Raw genomic sequence first — 21,122 nt, 5'->3', positions numbered from 1 at the left:
CTTCGTAGTATACATCGATTATTTTGTTTTCTGTTGTTGATGTTACTTCTGCTCTTTCTACTGTTGCTACACTTGGCGCTTTGTATTTTGCTATTGCTTCTGGTGTTACTTCTGACCAGTTACCTTTGCTCCATTCTCCGTATGTAACATCACCTGTGACTTTGTTTGTTGTTTTTGTTCTTGTTAACGTCACTGTTTCAACTGTTGGATCTTTCAAGACTTTGTTCGTACCTTTTTCTAGGTAGTTGATTGTTCTTGTCACTGTTTTTTCTTCTGTTCCCTTTTCATACAAAGTATCATAAACATAAGTTACCGTAATTTCTTCACTATCAACAACCCCTTCAACCGGAGCCGAAGTTTCTTTGACCCCAATATATCTATAGGCTATATCATTATATGTAAATTCATCAGGACGATATTCTTCTGTATCTACATTATAATCTTTTGTATAAGCTCTTTTTTCAATAGCTGTTATCGTTGGTTTAATCGTATTTCCTTGCTTATCTTCATATGCAATTTTAACAGCTCCATTTTTTATATCTTCTGTTTTTATAATAACAGAAGCTACATTTGCCTCATTAAATATTGTTTCCGTATCTGTTTTTGCTGCCGCTGTAATATTAGCTACTTGATTATTTTGAGCATCACTAGCGATTCTTGCCGGTAGTAAAAATTCATTTGATAAGCCTGGATTCAATGTAGTCCCTGGATTAGAAACAAACTTAACTGCTGTAACCTTACTCCAATCTGTAACTTGATCCGCTGTTAAAGTTGTTGCTGCAGCAACTTCATTAGCATTTCCATTAATCGGAGAAGTTAAGTAGTATGCAGTCCATCCTGCAGGTACTATTGCTTCTCCTGTAACTTCCACATCAAATGCAGAATTACGGACTATATTTGTATCAACAATATTCTTGTCTCCTTTTTTAGGTAATGTCACAAGTACTTCATTATTCGATAATTTTGAATTATCTCTATTCGATAATGTAAAGCGATATGTCACATCTGCTTTTGGCGCCAGATTTTTCAGAGATGTAGTGTACCCTTCTCGCTGATTATTTTTATCAGTCACATCTACATGTAGTCGTGAAGCTGATGTATTCTCTACAGGAATTTCATAAGTAAAAGTTGATGTATTAATAATTTTTTTATCTCCATCGAACTCATTATTTGGATTCAATCCATGAAGAAACCTACTTTCATCCCAAACTAATGTATATTTCAAAGGATAGCTACCTGTTTGAACCCATTGTGCCACATTAAACTCTAAATTTGGAGTTACATTCTCACGCGTATTCGAATCCTTCGGATCAATAATCAATACACGTTTACCAGTATTTTGATAATTTTCATCTACAGTTACAAGTGGGCTACTTCCTGCATAACTAAAGCCATCAGGTAATTCAACAATAATTTTGGCATTTTTCGCACCAAGATAAGTTAAGTTCTTATCTGTAGTAGCACTATGCGAAGTTGTTGTATTATAAACTCGATTTCCTAAACCTGAAGGCGAATAATTATAAGCTTCTATCCCTGCACTTAAAGGTTGCGTTTTGTTACCTGGTAATACTGTTTCTATTTTTCCAGTTCTTGGCACCAGTTTTAAAGCTGTTCTTGCATCTGCTAAGATGGTTTTAGAAATACTTGTATTTACTACATCTGTGTCCTGAGTAGATACTTTTGCAGTAACAATACTCTTCGCTTCTTTCCCTTCCGCTACCATTTGTTTAGCTTTTTCTAAACCTTTTAGATTTTGGTGTAAATAAATACCTGCTTGACTTAGCGTATCATTTGTAAATGTCATCTCACCTTTTGGTCTTAATAAAACTTTAGTTGTTCCTTCTGGTAAATCTATAGACGTTCCACCGTTTTTCTTAAAGGCGATTTCTCCAAGTTTTGTTTCTGTTGTACCATTTACCGTATATACTTCAAATGTATTACTAGTTCCTAGATTATCCGGTGCATACCAAGCAGCATAAGCCCCATTCTTGTTCCAAGTACCATAAAATTCAATAGATCTCTTCTGATCAAAATCACTATCAATTGTTAATTCAACTTCTTTAACTTTTGTTGGTGTATCTACACTTCTCCAAAAAACAATAATTCTCTTATCATCTGTCTCCGTATTAATCCCAGGAACTGCAATATTCACCCTGTTTTCATAATTTTGTTCATTAGTAAAGTTATTAATAACCAGCGGCGGTTGACCTCCTGCCGCATTCGGATTAGCTCCAGATCCATTATCTTTATATGGATTCACGGCTTTCACTACTAATGAAGTTGTACCTTGACTTGTGTTCGTTTCTCCGGACTTATCAGTATAAGTTACATTATCCGTAAAAGAAAATTCTTTTCCTTTCAGAAACTCCTCTAATGTCCCTGCCTGACGCATATTTATACGAAGTGTATCATCACTAGTATTGTTCCCCTCATTAAACACAGATTTTGCATCTGTTATTGTTCTTGTATAACGAGCGATATTTCCATCTTGAGTCCAACCAGCATCTATAGATGCTTGAGATAAAACTGCACCAGTCGGTAACGTTACTTCATGAACAATTTTATTTACCGCTGAAGTCTCTTTATTAAAAGTAGTTAATTTTAAAACTAACTCTTTATTCTTAGTTTCATCAATAGAATCTCCAGGAGCATTAGTACTAAATAAAGCTAAATCTCTAGCACCACTTTCACTATCGACACTTATATTTGCATACCCACTCTTATTTGTATTAGTTACTCTAGCTGTTGTAGAAGTAGTTGGTGTAATTGCCGCACCAGTCTTATCAACTACTTGAGCCGTAATTGTCGTTTGTGAATTACGTCCCGTTCTATATTTATCAAATTTATAACTTATATTGAAGTTAGCATACGAACCACTTGGAACTTCTCCAGTATAAATTTTATATTGTGTATCATTTACTTTTTCAACTTTTAAAGCAGACCCAAATTGTACATCAGTAATCGGTTCATTAGCTGGTAAATTCACTAAAATATAAGACCCATCTTCTAATCTTGAAGGTGCAGACACATCTAATCTGAACGTAGAAATAATTTGCTCTCCTACATTATATTCTGTCTGACTTCCGACAAGATGCCCTTGTAAACTTACCTTATTCTCTCTTGGCGTTGTCGATGTTTCCGAAGTAGTATTAGTCGTTGCTTGTGCTCTATAAATAATTTTATATGTGTTTTTTGAAACAAATTCCAACTTTGTTGCTTCTAAACCTGGATAATTTTTCTTTAGTTTCTCTAAATTTTCCGAGAAATCAGATTTCAATATAGCAACGTCTTCAACATTACCATCAGGTTTCACATGAGTCACCATTACAAATTCCTTCGCATCTATTACCGTTGAATTCCCTGTACCTGTTCTATTAAAATCTGTATTACCTTCTTCTGCATAAGCAAAATTTGCATTCCCCAAGAACATCATACCCGCTATCGCAATAGAGGACACCGCTATACTAGCAACCCCGACATTAAACTTTCTAATACTAAATCTATTATCTCTTTGACTAATACCAATCTTAAATTGTTTATTTTTCATTTTTTATCCTATTCTATACTTTCTTATTTATTAATGTTTTTTTAATTAAATATATTTGAATTCTATCATTTTTTTTTACTATTTTCAAATATTTCAATAATATATATTATTTACAAATAGCTACTACTTATACTCTATTCTTATCCTTCCAAACTCATTATCAAATTTAAAATTATTATTTTCTCTATTTACATACAGCCATGGTTATATAAAAAACTTCGAGATAACAGAAAATATCTCTGTATCACGAAGTTTTTTGGTATAACTAAAATTATTATTTATATTCTACAAATTTGTTGAATTCAGCTTCATCAACATTTGTTAATTTTACAATCCAAGATTCTTTTGGATCGGCCGAGTTTAAGACAGTTGGCTCGTCTTCTGCTTTTTTATTATACTCTACTACATCCCCAGCTAATGGTGTATTAATGTCTAATACTGTTTTTGATGCTTCTAAACGTAAGATAACATCATCTTTTTCTAATTTTTCTTTTCTTGAGAATTCTACAAATCCTACAGTACCAACATCATCTTGTAATTCTGCAGTTGGTCCAATAATGTAAACTCCTTCACTTTTTTCAATCCATAAGGCTTTTGCTAATTTTTTCATTCTTACATCCTTCTTTCTTTTTTTTCTAAATTTATTCTAACATCTAAATACTACTTTATCAATATCTTTTTTGTTTAAATGAACATTATACAATATATCTATTAAAAAATCAACCGAAATTATCCTTCAGTTGATTTTTATGTTTATAGGAGAAACTTAAAAATCTTGATTTCATAGAAATCTATCTTATCAAGTCACTTTCCTCATTAGTTTATTAGATATCTAAAAAGCTTTTAAAATTCGAATTTAGATATCAATAAACCACTGCGTCTAAATATATTTCATGTTAACCTTAACTCAATATCAAATCTACCAATTCTTGCGCTTCTATTTTTCCGAAATAATGTGCTAAGTCGACTCTTTCTAATACTTCTAGTAAGTCTTCCTCTTTTACCCTTACTCCTATTAGTTTTTCCTCAACGTCAGCTACATTACCTTTTCCGAAGAAGTCTCCATAAATCTTAGCTTTTGTTATTCTTCCTGCTTCTATTTCCAGATTAAACTCGACAGTCCCAATTCCTAGACGAGCATCTCTGTTATAATTATAACGTGGTGATTTTCCGTAATTCCAATCCCAGTTTTGATATTTCTTAGAAAGCAACTTATCGATTTCTCGCCAATCTTCTTCTGTAAGTTCATAACGTTTTATGTCTTCGAGTCTTTCACAATTAAACAGACGACATAAATATAAGTCTTTGAAATCTACTACAGATAAATCTCTATATCCCTCATCTAAATACTCTCTAAGACCTGTAACTCTACTTCGTACCGAATCAATTCCTTTCGACTCAATTTTCTTACGATTAGGTATTAGTACATTAACCATCGCATCATAATCAATATCAAGAAGTAGTGTATATCCACCGTAAATTTTACCATTAACAAGAGTCATAGCAGCTCCGCTAACTTTCTTTCCATCAACAACAAGGTCATTTCTCCCTGTTTGTTCAACCTCATTCACACCTAGATTATGTAGAATATTTACCGCAGGTTCATAGAATTTTTTAAAATTACCATAAACATTACTATCGCCATTCATAATAAGGCAGATATTTACAGCCCCCTCATCTAAAAATACTGTACCTCCACCTGTATCACGTCTAACAAGGGTGATTCCGTGAGCTTTCATGTACTCATGGTTAATCTCTTTTTCGGCATTTTGAAAAAGACCTATCTGCACCTTCGGTTTGCAACAATAAGGAAATATTATATCTTCATCTAAGTTCAATTTATTCAAAACATGTACTTGTATAGCTAAAGCTACTGCTCCATCATAAATATACTGTCCATTTCTTATCGGCTCTATTAAATACATAAGCACTCCTCGTTTTCTAAAACACTACAATATAAACAGCTACTATTATTCAAGTTTAACCTTAGATAATAGTAGCCTCTTCACCTTAATAGTCTGCTATTAATATAATTAATTCTCTCTATAAATCATAACAGTCTTCTTAGTAATTTTCTTCTAATTTTCTAAATTCATCTCTCGTATGTTGTGGGAGACTCTTTCCATAATCCATCATAAGCACGATATCTTTAAACGCAGCTTTGGGGATCGCTAGTCTTTCGATATCCTCCACACCTACATCTAGATTAATATCTTCCTCACGATTTTCTTGGAATTTAGCTACAAAATCCGGTTCTGCAACAAAAACACTAGATAAACCTACCATCTCAGCGTGCATAATAGCCTCACGGCTTTTTTCTATACTATTAATTCCACCAGTTGCCATTAAAGGAACGCGTCCCGCTAGATGTTCATGAACTACTTCGTTAATCAATCGACCTTCGTTAGGTCCTTCAGCACGAACTTTATTTAGATAAATATTTTGTCCCCAACTGGCTATCGCAATGTAAGATAATGGCACTCTTTCTAGTATCCAATCTGTGAGTTGATTGAACTCCTCAACAGTATAACCGATTATTGCACCACGTGTCTCTTCTGGGGTTGCTCTATATCCTAAAATAAAATCGTCAGGTGCCTCATTTTTTATAACTTCATACACCGCTTCAAAAACTTCTAGTATAAATCGAGCTCTATTTTCTAGTGAATCTACACCATATTCATCATGGCGTTTATTCGATACCGTTGAGAAAAACGTCTGCAGCATTAGCTTTTGTGCTGTTGATATTTCTATCCCTGCAAAGCCTGCGCATATCGCTCTTCTCGTAGCATCTTTGTATTTTTGTTTAATCACATCGATCATTTCATGAGACATCTCTTCTACCTCATGTTCAAACGGAAGGTGCAATTTTAACTTACTAGGACCATAAACCTTATGATTTACTCCGTAATAATTAGCACCCGCACCCGAATAAGTCAATTGCAAAATAGCCTTCGCTCCAGCTTCTTGCATCGCAGCTGCCATCTTAGTAAGTCCTGGAATACAACTATCATCATGTGCACCGAAACCAAACTCGAACAACTGCCCATCAACATCGACATAAGCCGCACCTGTTACCTGCAGTGGCGCTGATTTAGAACGTCTTAATGCATAATCCAAGTCCTCTTTTGTGATAATTCCATCTTTTGTAGAAGAATTAGTCGTCATCGGTGACAGCACGAACCTATTTTCTAACTGCACACCGTTTGCTAGTTTTATGGGAGTTAATAATTTTTCCATAAACTCACACCTCTTTTACATAGTTTGTAAAACTAGCTTAAGATTAAGTCTACTAATTCTTTAGCTTCTACATTACCAAAGTAGAATGCTAAATCAATACTTCTTAGAGCTTCTAGTAAGTCTTCTTCTTTTACCCTTACTCCGATAAGTTTTTCTTCTACGTCTCGCACGTTACCTTTTCCGAAGAAGTCTCCGTAGATTTTCGCTTTTGTAATACGTCCTTCTTCAACTTCTAAGCTAAAATCAACTGTTCCGATTGCAAGGTGAGCATCACGGTTGTAGTTATAACGTGGTGATTTTCCGTAGTTCCAATCCCAGTTACGGTATTTTTCATCTGCAAGTTTTTCAATTGCAGCCCAGTCTTCATCAGTTAGTTCATATCTCTTCGCATCTTTAATATCTTCGATTCCCATTAATCCGCAGATAATTAAGTTTTTGAACTCATCGATTGTTACATTTTGGTATTCAGGTTTTAATAGTTCACGCATACCCATTACACGTGCTCTTACTGATTCAATACCTTTTGATTCAATTTTTTTACGGTTTGGCGTTAAGGCATTAACCATCGCTTCGTAATTTACATCAAGAAGTAATGAATATCCTCCGTAGATTTTACCACGTACTAATGTCATCGCAGCTCCACTTACTTTTTTACCGCGAGCAGTTAAGTCATTACGTCCTCTTTGTTCAACTTCTGTAGCTCCTAAGCTGTGAAGTACATCTACTGCTGGTTGATAGAATTTTTTGTAGTTTCCGTACACATCAGTATCCCCTGGCATTAAGAAACATACGTTAACAGCACCGTTATCAACGTATACAGCTCCACCACCTGTATCACGACGAACTAGGATAATATCTTTTTCTTTCATATATTCATGGTTTACTTCTGTTTCAGCATTTTGGAATAATCCGATTTCTACTTTTGGTTCACAGTAATATGGGAAGATTACAGTCTCATCGATATCGATGTTGTTAAGTACGTAAACTTGCATCGCCATTACTAGCGCTCCATCTGGTAAATATTTTCCGTTTCTAATTGGTTCTATTAAATACATAATTTATTCTCCTTTATTTGTTAATTTTTGTTAATGTATTTTTTTAGCTAATATTAAATTATATCGCGCGAAATTTATGCGCATTGTACTGTGTTTAGAGTTCTCTAATAGAAATTCTAATTCGCACTATTTTTCCAACAATTCTTCCACATCTAACGTTAAGTCTTTGCTATTTTGATTAAACCACAATACTCTAGAAGCAATCCTTTCTGGGAATTGATATTTCTTCTGGTTCATAGTCACCATTAACGCATTAGGATTTTTATCAAGTTCTCTATAAAATGGATATTTTATAAACTGTGGTGTCGTAAACCCTACCCCTATCTCGATAAATAATGTTTTCTTATCATGATTATTTTCTAAAAACTCATTGTACTTATCAAGATGTTCGAAAAAGATTGGGTCTTCTACCATTCCCTTTTCAGCATTACGCTTATTAACCTCAAGTGGTGCACCACATTCTGGACAAAGTGGAATAGACCTGTAGTCAACTTCCATATTTTCTTGTTCAACAGCCAGTCTACGCATTAGTGCTTCATCTTGATAAGTCTTTGCATGACAATGTTTGCTACACTGCATAAGCCCGTACTTACCTTGAATATGAAAGACTTTATCCATATCATAATCCGCAACATCAAAGGCATTATCGGCATTTGTCGTAATAATATGATAATTTTTATCCTTTAAGATGTTTTTTAATGCTAAATAACTCGCACCGACGGGTTGATCAAAGTAATTTAGCAAGACAAAACGACTTTGAAACGCCCAATATTCCTGTGAACTCGGAAAGTCAAACAAACTCGCCTGCAACATATCTAAAAACTTATATTTTTCTACAAAATCTTTAAAGTTGCTCGTAAATCTCTCTCCAATATAAGTAAAACCGTCAGCAGCTGACATTCCAGCTCCTATTCCTATGACTATTGCCTCAGCCTCTTCTATTAACTGTGCTAGTTTTTCGGCATTGTTTTCTTCTAACTCGATAGCCTTCCAAGTCATTAATTTTTCTCCTCTTTTTCCATTAGCTCTTTAGCTAAAATCTCAATAATATTTTTTCTTCTTTCTATTGTTGGTACTAAAGGTATGCACATCAACTCTTCTAATTCGAATTCTGCTGCTAATTTTTTTAGCTTTTCTACTACTACATCCTTCGTACCCCAAACTAAACGCGTTCTGTTTTTTTCTACTTTTTCTATATCCGCTTCACTAATCACATAATCTTTAGCTGTTTGTATGCTAGGAAATCTGTCAAATTCTGTAAATTCTTTTTTCCCAAGAAGCCAAACATCTAAACAGCGTACTAAGTCTTTCGCTTCCTGTTCATCCTCCCCTATCGCTATAAAAACCGCAACCACATCTTGGGGTGTTTTTTGTTGTTCACGCATTTTAGTACGGTACGTATTTAAGCATCTTTTAGCTGTCTCTATATAATCTACAGCCTGATTAAAGAATAGACCATACACGTAATTTTGTCCTAGCTCCGCAGCTAGATTCGCACTTTTTTCACTAGTAGATAATAGCCACATCGGACTTACCTTCGCTTCCGGTGGTTGAACTAGTGTTTCAGTACCTGTAAGAAGTTCTAGTAATTCTTTACAGCTATCATTGTACTCGTCTCTCGTTATAGGTGTAGTATCCATCAACTTCTGAACTATTTTGGTCCCAGGATTATTCCCTATCCCAAGGTTCACCCTATTAGGATATAGCGCGCTTAGAAGTTTGATCCATTCGCTAATTTTATACGGTGAATAGTGAGGAATCATTATTCCACCTGAACCTATTTGTATCTTTTCTGTATTTTGAAGAAGGTGCAACATTAATAATTCTGGGCTACTACTAGCTAAGGCAGGAACCTGATGATGCTCAGCCATCCAAAAACGACTATAACCTAGTTTTTCAGCTAGGCGAGCAAGTTCTATACTCTCTTCTATAGCCTCTATTGCAGTTTTTCCTTCATCTACAATAGCATAATCTAAAATACTAAGTTTCATATTATTATCCTCGAATATTTTATCTTAAATTTACATAACTTCAAACTTTTATTTTCTTTATAAAGTCGATTAAAATTATCCATTTACAAATTTATTTTTATCTTTTTATCTAGTTAATAATCTGATATAATAAATTATAAGAAAACCTTTTCTGAAATTACGAACTTATTATATCATATTTTCAGTAAAAGTACACATACCTAGCACCATTACTTTATATTTTTATTAAAAAATTATAGTGATTTAATTTATTAGATTTTCTTAATAATAATGAAGGAATTATTGATATCAACGTTATCTTATCAATATCTTCTCTCCTTATTTATTATTACATATTCTATGGTTCTAGTTATATATTTATCACATCATTTAAAGAGGTATTTTTATGGAATCTAAATTACTAACCCCTGTAAAATTAGCTAACGGAATAGTTCTAGAGAATCGTTTCGTTCTTTCACCTATGACTACGAACTCTTCTACCACAGAAGGATACATTACTGAAGAAGATCTTCTTTATGCAAAGAGACGAAAAAATACAGCACCTTTACAAATCACTGGAGCTGCTTATGTTAATCTGGAAGGCCAACTTTTTGAATACGGCTTTAGTGTTCATGATGATGCATGTATTCCTGGATTAAAAAAAATGGCGCAAGCTATGAAATCTGGCGGAGCAAAAGCTATACTTCAGTTAACTCATGCTGGACGATTTGCTAATCACTATGTTACTTCTAATAAGCGTGCCGTTGGGCCTAGTTATATGGAACTTAACTCTCCTGTAGAACATATCGTTCATCCTCTTTCTATAGAAGATATACAAAAAATACGAACAAATTATAAGCGAGCTACAAGTCGTGCTATCGCAGCTGGTTTCGATGGTATAGAAGTATCTAGTGCACAACGTCTTCTATTACAAACATTCTTCTCAACTTTCTCCAATGAACGCCACGATAAATACGGAGTAGATACATTAGAAAATCGCTCACGCTTCATCCTTGAAGTTTTTGAGGACGTATATGAAGTAATTAAAAATGAAGCACCAAAAGACTTTATCTTCGGTTATCGTGCAACTCCAGAAGAAACACGTGGGGAAGAAGTTGGGTATACTGTTGAAGAATTCAATCAACTTACAGATTGGTTATTAGAACGAGTTCCTCTATCATATATGGCAATCGCAAGTTGGGGGCAAAATATTTATCTAAATCGCGTACGCGCAAAGGGAGCTCATTACGATCGTCTTATAAATGAAGTAGTTTACGAGCATTTAAATGGAAGAATCCCGTTAATCGCCTCTGGGGGTATCAATACTATTGAAAAATGCGAAGAAGCTATATTACATGCTGATATGATTGGCTTATCTTCACCATTTGTCGCTGAACCTGACTTTGTAGAAAAATTAAAAACAAATCATATAGAAGATATAAATCTAAATGTTGGTGTTGAAGATATAGAACGTCTAGCTATTCCAAAAGCCGCCTTCAAAGATATTGTCCTTATGATGGACTATGGGCGTTCTCTACCCCAACATACAAGAGATGAATTTAGAAAATTAGAAGAAAATTATTTAAAATAAAAATTTAGAGAATCAAAAAATCAAGTTTATAAAGTATATTGATTTTTTGATTCTCCTTTTTTATATTATCTTTTACACATATATTTTATTTATCATTCAAATTATCTATATATTAATTCAACCAACTATTTTTTATCGTCTTAACATAAATATCTTATTTGTTATATAGTTATATTATATTTATAAAGTTTACATAATTTTTGTAATAAAAATTTAATATTTTTATTTTTTATATTTACTTTATTTACGTTATATAATTATATTTTATTTTTTGGAAAAATATATTTCATAATAAATAGTATTATCAATACATTCTAATCCAACCCTCTATTATTATATCATTCATTTTATTATATAATAATATTTGTTCACTATTTTTCTAATCCTCCCTTTATTATATAGATTTTTAGCTTACTTAAGTTACAAAAGTCGTTGTTTTCTAGTTTTTTTTTTAGTATAATAGAACTTATCAATACACTAATTGTCTCTAATTTGTTCTTTTCTTCATAGAGAATCGGACAATTTTAGAACAGAGTTTTTATATTATTAAATTAAGAAGGGAATTTATTTTTATGACAACAGAAAGAAAATATTCATTACGTAAATTTAAGGTTGGGGTTGCATCTGTACTTGTTGGTATCGGTGTGGCTGTAACTGGATCTGCTGTAGCTCACGCTGGAGACGCTGATGTCGTAGTTAACAAAACTGAAGACCTAAAATTACAAGTTGACAAAGCAAAAGAAACAACAGAAACTAAAAAAGTTGAAGCTGATGCTAAAACAGCAACTGATAAAGTTACTGAAGCTCAAAATAAAGTTGATGCTGAAACTGCTAAAGTTAGTGAAGAAAGTAAGAAAGTTGAAGCAGCTAAAAAAGAGGCTGCTGAAGCTGATGCTGCAAAAACTAAAGCTGAAACTGCTAAAAACACTGCTGATACTGAATTAGCTAAAGCTAAAGAAGAGGCTGCTAAGGCTGACGCTAAAGTTAAAGAAGAAGCTAAAAAAGAAGAAGACGCTAAGAAAGAAGAAGCTGATTCTAAAGAAGCTCTATCAAAAGCTTTAGATCAATTAGAAGAATCAATCGCAAATGATCCAAAAATTACTAATAAAGAAGCTGTTAAAAAAGCTGCTAAAGAATTAGTTGACAAAGAAGGATTATTAAAAGCTATTGAATCTGGTGATTTAAAAGCTGGTGATATTCTTAAAGAATTAGAAAACGACAGTAATACTGCAAGTGATACTGCTACAACTCCAGCTGAAGCTAAATCTAAAGATGCTCTTCCTGAAGACGTTAAAGCTGGAATCGACAAAGCTGAAAAAGCTGATGCTGCTCGTCCTGCATCAGAAAAAGCTCAAGATAAAGCTGATGACCTAGCTGAAAAAATCGAAGAATTAACTGCAGTTGCTGAGGCTGATAAAGCTAACGCTGAGAAAAAAGCTAAAGCTCTTAAAAAACAAGAAGATACATTAAAAGAAGCTAAAGAAGCATTACAATCAGCTAAAGATAACGGTTCATCTGATGATATCATTGCTTCATTAGACAAAGCTGTAAAAGCTATCGAAAAAGAACGTAATGCTGCTCAAAATGCTTTCGACGAAGCAAATTCTCCATTAGCTGGCTACAAAGCTGAAATCGATGCACTTACTGACGAGTACAATAAAGCTCTTAATGAAGTAAAAGCGGCTAAAGAAGAAGAAGCTAAAAACCCACCTAAAAAAGAAGAACCAACACCTGAAGCCCCAAAAGAAAAAACAGATGCTGAAAAAGCTGCTGAAGCTAAAGTGGAAGCTGACAAAAAAGTTGCTGAATTAGAGAAAGTAGCTCTTGCTAAAACTACTGAACTAAAACAAGCTCAAGAGGAAGCTACTAAAAAAGATGCTTTAGTTCAAGATGCTGAAAAAGCTTTAAATGCGGCTAGTGATAAATTAACTAAAGCGAACGAAGAGTTAACTAAAGCTAAAGAAGATGCTGAAAAAGCTCAAAAAGCTGTTGAAGACCTTAAAAAAGAAGATAGTGATAATTTAGCACTGCTTACTAAGCTTTTAGAAAACCTTGAAAAAGAAGCTGAAACTAAAATCAATGAAAACAACAAAATCACTGATAAAGCTAAAGCTATCGAAGAAGCTAAAGCTGCAATCGGTAAAGATGCTTTATTAGCTGCTATTAAAGCTGGTGATATCACGGCTACTCAAGTTGTTAACGACTTAGATAATGCTGAAGCTACAAAAGATTCTGCTCCAGTTCCTTACGAAACTAAAGAATTAAGCACTGAAGATAAGAATATAGTCGAAGCTTTAGACAAAAAAGAACAATCTAGACCAATAGTTGACAAACTTACACTTATTGCTGATGACTTAGCTGAAAAAATCGAAAAATTATCTAAAGTAGCTGATAAAGACAAAGCTGATGCTATTGAAAAAGCTAAAGTTGTAGAAGAAAAAAATAACGCACTAACTAAACAAAATGAAACTTTAGAAAAAGCTCAATTAGCTCTTAAAACAGCCAAAGATAATGCTGCTGAAAAAGTGGTTGTTGACCAATTACAAGATGCAGTAACTAGACTTACAGATGCTGTTAAAAATGCTAAAACTGCTAAAGATGAAGCTCAAGCTAAATTTGATGAAGTTAATGGAGCTGTAAAAGCATACAAAGATGAAATTGATAGCCTAACTGATGATTATAATGCGACTTTAGGCTATATCAAAAACTTAAAAGAAGTTCCTAAAGGTGAAGAAGAACCTAAAGACTTCGCAGGTGGAGTAAATGATGATGAAGCAACTACTGGTGACGCTAAACAACCTGACGAAGTTCCTACAGCTCCTAATGCTCCTGAGTTTAACGGTGGTGTGAATCCTTCTGATGCGCCTTCTGACGATGCTAAACAACCTGATGAAGTTCCTACGGTTCCTAACGCTCCTGAGTTTAACGGTGGTGTGAATCCTTCTGATGCGCCTTCTGACGATGCTAAACAGCCTGATGAAGTTCCTACGGTTCCTAACGCTCCTGAGTTTAACGGTGGTGTGAATGACGATAACGCTACTACTCGACCTAATAATCCTGAATTCAACGGTGGCGTAAATGACGATAATGCTATTACTCAACCTAATAATCCTGAATTCAACGGTGGAGTAAATGACACAACACCTCCTACTTCTAATAAACCTGAAGGGGACGCTCCTAAACCTACTAAACCTGAAACTTCTAATGGTGATGCTCTTGTTCAACCTGAACTTCCTGAATTCAATGGTGGCGTAAATGATACAACACCTCCTACTTCTGATAAACCTGAAGGGGACGCTCCTAAACCTACTAAACCTGAAGCTTCTAATGGTGATGCTCTTGTTCAACCTGAACTTCCTGAATTCAATGGCGGAGTAAACGATACAACACCTCCTACTTCTGATAAACCTGAAGGGGACGCTCCTAAACCTACTAAACCTGAAGCTTCTAATGGTGATGTTCTTGTTCAACCTGAACTTCCTGAATTCAATGGTGGCGTAAATGATGATAATGCCCCTACTAAACCTAATAATCCTGAATTCAACGGCGGCGTAAACGATACAACACCTCCTACTCCTAATAAACCTGAAGGGGACGCTCCTAAACCTACTAAACCAGAGGCTTCTAATGGCGATGCTCTTGTTCAATCTGAACTTCCTGAATTCACTGGTGGTGTCAATGGAGCTGAAGCTGCAGTTAACGAAGTTCCTGAGTTCACTGGTGGAGTAAATGCAGTTGAAGAGGCTGTTAATGAAGTTCCTGAATTTGATTTATCTAAACTTGGAAATGATAAACCTACAAATCCAAGTGAAAAATCTACAGAAAAAGTTCTACCAAAAACTGGTGCAACTTCTTCTAGCACTGCTGCACTAGGATTAAGCTTAATTGCTCTTGTAAGTGTAGTTGTTAGACGTAAACTTTCTAAATAGTCAATTAGTGTATAAAAAGAAAAGAGTATGGATTTTCCATACTCTTTTCTTTTTATATCATCTAAATAGTAAACATCAGACTTATCCTAAATAATGTAATTTTATTTTTACATATATTTATTTTAAGTCTGATCTTATTTTATTGAACTCTTGTTAGTCTTTTTACTTTAGTCTGTACTACATTTAAAGGTACCGCTTCTTTAGTTATAACACTCGTATCTAAACCAAACCATTTTTCTGGCGTTACAGTAATTTTCTTTAATTTCAATCTTAAGCTCATAATAAAATTATCAAATGAAGATAATCCATTACTATTTCCTAATACTTCTTCAATCAATACGAATCTAAAATCTCCTACTGTTTCGGCTTTTCCTCTTAAATTATACTTAGTAGGTTGTAAGTCTAATTCTTTATTTTCTAATAAATCCCCTATAACTTGACGCATAAATGTATTTACTCTTTGATTTTCCCTAAAACCTAAGTTGAAAGTGATTTTGAAGATTTTTTTATCACTAAATTTTGTAACTTTATACTCTCTTTTGTATGGCTTATCTATGACATTTATATGCACAAAAAAGTACACATTAGCTCTTTTAGGTTGTTTATTCAATATAGAATACAGTACAGCATAGTCTACATCTTCTTCATACTTCGCTCCTGTTAAATATACTAGATTAGTTGCATATTTTGGTATGCTTTTATCTACACTTAATTTTAACAATTGCTTTGTATAATTTTTTACCGTTAAATACTGACTTTCTCTTTCTTTTATTTCTGTTCCTTTATACCAAATAAACATAATTATAAATATTAATGTAGCAATTATTACTGTTATATATCCACCATTGACAAATTTCAAACTATTTGCATATAAGAATAGTAATTCTTCTATCCCAAAAAATAATATGAACATTACAGAAAATGTTTTTTTATTTTTTATTTTATATAAATATATACTTAATAACATTGTCGTTACAAACATTGTTATACTAATACTTAGTCCATATGCCGCTTCCATATTACTACTTGTTCTAAAAAATAATACTACACAACTACTACAAATAAATAATATTATATTAACCGCGGATACGTAGACCTGTCCTTTTAGTTCGGTTGGATATTTTATCATTAATTTCGGGAATAAGTTTAATTTTATCGCTTCTGATATCAGTGTAAATGATCCTGTAATTAGACTTTGGCTGGCTATTATCGCAGCAAATGTCGCCAATATTACTTGAAATACTATGAAATTCTCAGGTACTATCGCAAAGAATGGATTTTTTGTTACATTATAATCTGTCGATAGTAAATACGCTGCTTGACCAAAATAGTTTGTAAGTAAACAAATTTTAACAAAGAACCATGCCATCCTTACATTTTTTCTACCACAATGTCCTAAATCTACATACAAATCCTCAGCTCCCGATACACATAAAAATACTGCTCCTAATAAAACAAATACCCCAGGATAGCTAATCATCAACTGTAGCGCATATTTTGGATTTATCGCTTTTAATACTTCTGGTCTAGCACTTAATGACTTTAACCCCCAAAACAACAATGATAAAAACCACATAGTCATTATAGGTCCAAAAAGTGATCCTATTTTTTTTGTTCCAAAACGTTGAAATGAAAAAATAAAGATAAAGATTATAAGTACTAGTATTATTACATCATTAGTATTTATAGAAGGAATTATATCATGCAATCCCTCTACTGCAGAGGTTACCGTAATTGCAGGTGTAATTATTCCATCAGCTAAAAGAGTTGCTCCTCCTATCATCGCTAAAAGTGCGACACTTCGTTTTGTTTTATTTTTTATTAAAGCAAAAAGCGAAAATACTCCCCCTTCACCATGGTTATCTGCCTTCAATGCTATCATTACATATTTTGTTGTCGTTTGTAAAGTCATTATCCAAAATATTAAACTCACAAAACCCAATACTAGATTTTCACTCATCATATTATCACTATTATGAACAAATGATTTCATAACATATAAAACTGAAGTTCCTATATCACCAAATATTATTCCTATTGTTATTATTACACCAAGAAAAGTTAATCTTGATTTATCCATACTTTTACCTTCTTAATTAAAATAAATTAAAATAAATTAAAATTATATTAACTTGATAAAATCAGTAATATAATTCACACTTATAATTATATTACTCTTAAACCTAAAGTCAATAGTAAGTATATTAAGTTTTTATTATATATCTTCTTTAATATAAATTTACTTACTTCCTCTCTAATATAACACCTTAAATTTTCCAAAAAAATAACTGCGGTTTTTTTACTTTATTAAATCATTAAAAATACCTTCAAATTAATTTTGAAAACTTTTACTTTTCTACTTTACAAATATATTTAAAATGTGTTAACATTAAATTAAAGAAATTTAACACATTAAATTTAAAGATAGATTTTTAAGAAAAAAGGGGTGCTATTATGCTAATAAAAAGTAAAAAAGTTTGGTCAAGCGGACAATTTCTTCCTCTTATTTTAGAGATAGAAGATAAAAAAATTACTGCCGTTTATGACTATGATGCATTCGATAAAGTAGATTATGATTTTGAATCTAATCGTATTTTACCAGGATTCATAGATGTTCATACACATGGAGCTTATGGTTACGATACTAATGATGTTAACGAGGAAGGACTTCGTAACTGGACTAAAAATATTGTTTCTGAGGGAGTGACATCATTTTTACCAACAACAATTACACAAACTGAAGAAGTTCTTCTAAAAGCTGTTGCTAATGTAGCAAAAGTATATGAAGAAGGTTACGAAGGTGCTGAAATTTTAGGGATTCACTTCGAAGGTCCTTATCTTGATGTAGAAAAACGTGGTGCTCAACCTTTAAGTTGTATCCAAACACCAAGTGTTGAACAATTTAAAAAATTCCAAGCAGCTAGTAAAAATCTAATTAGACTTATTACTATCGCTTGCGAAAAAGATATCGACTATAAACTTACTAAATACTTAGTAAGTCAAGGTATTAGAGTAAGTTTAGGGCACTCTGCTTGTAATTATAAAGAAAGTTACTTAGCATTCGCTAACGGTGCAACTTCTCAAACTCACGTTTATAATGGAATGGTAGGATTCCACCATCGTGACGGAGGTCAAGTAGGATTTGCTTTCCGTGCACGTGATGCATATGGAGAAATTATCTGTGATGGTATCCACTCTACTACAGATGCTTTAAATACATACTTCACAGCTAAAGGACGCGATCATGGAATTATGATTACCGACTCACTCTGCGCTAAAGGTTGTGGTCGTGGTTCTTACATCTTCGGTGGAGAAAATATGGAAATATACGAAGATGGCAGTGCACACCGTGATGACGGACGTTTAGCAGGTTCTACACTTAGAGTTATCGATGGTCTACGTGTCTTAATTGAGGATGCTTTAGTTCCTGTAGACGCAGCGATTAACTCATGCACCAAAAATCCTGCAGAAATGCTAGGTTTTGCTGATCGTAAAGGTAAAATAAAAGTTGGCTATGATGCTGACCTTGTTGTTATTAGTCCTACATACGAAGTACTAACAACATTTGCACGTGGAGAAGAAGTTTATAAAAAAGAAGATTAATAAGTAAGGGGTAATTCTATGAAATATTTAGTTTTTAATTCTAAAAAAGAAGCTTCAAAAGAAGCATACAAAATTTTAAGAAGTTTGATTAATGAAAATTCAACACTAGGTCTTGCTACTGGAGGATCTCCTACATCTTTATACGAAGAAATGATTGCAGACCACAAAGCAGGGAATTTTAGCTATAAAAATGTAAAATCTTACAATTTAGATGAATATGTAGGAATCAGCTATAATCATCCAGAAAGTTACCATAAATTTATGGAAACTAATCTATTCGATCATATCGATATAGAAAAAAACAACACTCATATTCCTGATGCTGGAAATAGTGACTTAGATTCAGCCTTAAGAACGTATCAAGAACAATTGAACAATGCTGAAATCGATGTTCAAATCCTTGGTGTTGGCTCTAATGGTCACATTGGATTCAACGAACCAGGTACATCTTTTGATACAGGAGTACATATTGTTGATTTAAAACAAGAAACAATAGAAGCAAATTCAAGATTCTTTAATAATGATATTAATCTAGTACCAAAACAGGCTGTAACAATGGGAATAAACGATATTATGAAGGCTAAACACATAATCTTATTAGCTTTTGGTAAAGCTAAACAACAAGCTATTAAAAGTTTAGTAGAAGGCGAAGAAGTAACTGAAGATATTCCATGTACTGTTCTAAAAAATCATCCAAGTGTATACGTACTAGTAGACAAAGAAGCAGACTTTAAATAGTAAAATTTGTGGGAGTGGATTTCGACTAAACCATCATCTCCAGTCGAACCCTCCCACTATAATAAATAAATCTATGTAAGCGTTTAATTTTGTAAAAATAAATAGGGAGGTACAATAAATGAGTACACAACTTAAATGGTCAAATATAGCTACTGTAGCGGCTCAAAAAGGCTACGAAAATAATATAGGTACAGCAGGATTAATTAAAGGAGTAATCGGAAATAAATTAATCTTTGGTGGTGGTGCTAACTTCCCAGGAGGTCTTCCTGTCGATGGTGGGGTTAAAGTAAATCACAAAGATATATATCTATACGAAGAAACAGCTGACGGAGTAACTTTACTTGATCAAATTCAATTTGACTATCCTCTAGCATATGGACCAAGTGCAGTATATAACGATACTTTATACTACATTGCGAATAAAACAGAAACATCATCAGAAATTTTAGCATTTACTGTAGTTGATAATAAATTAAAAGTTGAAGTAATCGACACACTTCCACTTACTGTAGAAAATGTTATCGCAAAAGTTCACAACAATAAACTATACTTTGGTATCGGATCTATTAATGGCTCAAATAACAATGAACTTTATTCATATGATTTATCTACTAAGAAATTCGAAGTCTTTTCAGAATTTCCTGGGAAATTACGTAATCAAGCTGTAAGTTATGTATACAACAATGAACTTTATGTTTATGGTGGTGGAGCTAGTGAAACTTATAACGATGGCTTTAAACTTAACTTAGAGACAAAAGAATGGACTCAACTTGCTGATGTGGTTGTCGATAATGAAGAAGTTTCTTTACTTGGTGCTGACTGGGCTCCATTAAACGACCATGAACTTCTAGTAATCGGTGGTTTCAATAAAGATGTTTGGAAAGATGCAGTATTTAACTTAACAACATTACAAGGCGAAGATCACGCAAAATACCGTGATGCATACTTCAGACGTCCTGTAGGTGACTATAAATGGAATAAAAAAGAATTAGTATACAATTTGAAAGAAAATCACTGGTATCAATTAGGAGAAATTCCTTTTGAAGCACCTTGTGGACATGCTTTATTAGCTACAAATAATAATATATATTCTATAATGGGTGAAATTAAACCAGCAGAAAGAAAACCATATATACATAGAACTAAAAAATAATAATCAAAAAGAACTACTTAACAAACACATGTTAGGTAGTTCTTCATTTCATCAATTAAATTTATATACTATTTAGATATTAAGTATTATTACATAAAGAAAACAACATCTATTAATAATTATTCATATTAATAGATATAAAGTAAAAAAAAGAACCTTCCAAAAGGAAGGTCCTCACTATTGCCTGGCAACGTTCTAGTCTCACAGGGCGTAAGCCCAACTACATTCGACGCTAAAGAGCTTAACTTCTGTGTTCGGTATGGGTACAGGTGTGTCCTCTTCGCTATCGCCACCAGACG

13 protein-coding genes and 1 rRNA gene are annotated in these 21,122 nt (G+C 33.2%); 5 read left to right on the top strand and 9 right to left on the bottom strand.

The features are described from left to right. The 7 genes from ACWOBP_RS07730 to ACWOBP_RS07700 form a co-directional block, all read right to left on the bottom strand. The coding region (locus ACWOBP_RS07730) for a mucin-binding protein (protein WP_455338202.1) at positions 1-3,547 on the bottom strand (3,547 nt) is incomplete at its 3' end. Positions 3,548-3,821: 274 nt separating this feature from the next. Further along, complete coding sequence (locus tag ACWOBP_RS07725; protein WP_455338201.1) at positions 3,822-4,157, bottom strand: glycine cleavage system protein H; 336 nt, start codon at positions 4,155-4,157, stop codon at positions 3,822-3,824. 292 nt (positions 4,158-4,449) lie between these two features. Then, positions 4,450-5,472 (bottom strand): lipoate--protein ligase, encoded by a 1,023-nt coding sequence (locus ACWOBP_RS07720; RefSeq protein WP_455338200.1) that lies wholly within the window; start codon positions 5,470-5,472, stop codon positions 4,450-4,452. 139 nt (positions 5,473-5,611) lie between these two features. Continuing rightward, the gene (locus tag ACWOBP_RS07715) at positions 5,612-6,784 is read right to left on the bottom strand and encodes an NADH-dependent flavin oxidoreductase (protein WP_455338199.1); all 1,173 of its coding nucleotides are present in this window, start codon (positions 6,782-6,784) and stop codon (positions 5,612-5,614) included. A 32-nt stretch (positions 6,785-6,816) separates the two neighbouring features. Further along, positions 6,817-7,839: a lipoate--protein ligase gene (locus tag ACWOBP_RS07710; RefSeq protein WP_455338198.1), complete on the bottom strand. Its 1,023-nt coding sequence runs from the start codon at positions 7,837-7,839 to the stop codon at positions 6,817-6,819. 126 nt (positions 7,840-7,965) lie between these two features. Further along, the gene (locus ACWOBP_RS07705; protein WP_455338197.1) at positions 7,966-8,838 is read right to left on the bottom strand and encodes an SIR2 family NAD-dependent protein deacylase; all 873 of its coding nucleotides are present in this window, start codon (positions 8,836-8,838) and stop codon (positions 7,966-7,968) included. Continuing rightward, positions 8,838-9,830, bottom strand: coding sequence for an MsnO8 family LLM class oxidoreductase (locus tag ACWOBP_RS07700; RefSeq protein WP_455338196.1), 993 nt, complete (start codon positions 9,828-9,830; stop codon positions 8,838-8,840). The genes ACWOBP_RS07705 and ACWOBP_RS07700 overlap by 1 nt, the downstream gene beginning before the upstream one ends. A gap of 385 nt (positions 9,831-10,215) precedes the next feature. Here ACWOBP_RS07700 and ACWOBP_RS07695 point away from each other — a divergent pair, with 385 nt between their 5' ends. Together ACWOBP_RS07695 and ACWOBP_RS07690 are read left to right on the top strand one after the other, a co-directional pair. Next, on the top strand, positions 10,216-11,400 hold the full coding sequence (locus ACWOBP_RS07695; protein ID WP_455338195.1) for an NADH-dependent flavin oxidoreductase: 1,185 nt from the start codon (positions 10,216-10,218) through the stop codon (positions 11,398-11,400). A 572-nt stretch (positions 11,401-11,972) separates the two neighbouring features. Beyond that, positions 11,973-15,329: an SIALI-17 repeat-containing surface protein gene (locus ACWOBP_RS07690; RefSeq protein ID WP_455338194.1), complete on the top strand. Its 3,357-nt coding sequence runs from the start codon at positions 11,973-11,975 to the stop codon at positions 15,327-15,329. A gap of 139 nt (positions 15,330-15,468) precedes the next feature. On the opposite strand, the gene ACWOBP_RS07685 is transcribed toward ACWOBP_RS07690, so the two are convergent. Then, positions 15,469-17,409 carry a KUP/HAK/KT family potassium transporter gene (locus ACWOBP_RS07685; RefSeq protein WP_455338193.1) on the bottom strand — a complete coding sequence of 647 codons (1,941 nt, stop codon included), beginning with the start codon at positions 17,407-17,409 and terminating at the stop codon, positions 15,469-15,471. A 374-nt stretch (positions 17,410-17,783) separates the two neighbouring features. Between ACWOBP_RS07685 and nagA the strand changes: the two genes are divergently transcribed. From nagA to ACWOBP_RS07670, 3 genes are all read left to right on the top strand, one after another. After that, the gene (gene nagA / locus ACWOBP_RS07680; RefSeq protein ID WP_455338192.1) at positions 17,784-18,932 is read left to right on the top strand and encodes an N-acetylglucosamine-6-phosphate deacetylase; all 1,149 of its coding nucleotides are present in this window, start codon (positions 17,784-17,786) and stop codon (positions 18,930-18,932) included. Positions 18,933-18,950: 18 nt separating this feature from the next. After that, complete coding sequence (gene nagB / locus ACWOBP_RS07675; protein WP_455338191.1) at positions 18,951-19,670, top strand: glucosamine-6-phosphate deaminase; 720 nt, start codon at positions 18,951-18,953, stop codon at positions 19,668-19,670. Positions 19,671-19,788: 118 nt separating this feature from the next. Continuing rightward, complete coding sequence (locus tag ACWOBP_RS07670) at positions 19,789-20,823, top strand: cyclically-permuted mutarotase family protein (RefSeq protein ID WP_455338190.1); 1,035 nt, start codon at positions 19,789-19,791, stop codon at positions 20,821-20,823. 182 nt (positions 20,824-21,005) lie between these two features. On the opposite strand, the gene rrf is transcribed toward ACWOBP_RS07670, so the two are convergent. Continuing rightward, positions 21,006-21,120 (bottom strand): 5S ribosomal RNA (gene rrf, locus ACWOBP_RS07665). Between the last annotated feature and the right edge of the window lie 2 nt (positions 21,121-21,122).

This window comes from Gemella parahaemolysans (assembly GCF_053758945.1).
This window is presented reverse-complemented; position numbering and strand designations above follow the sequence as displayed.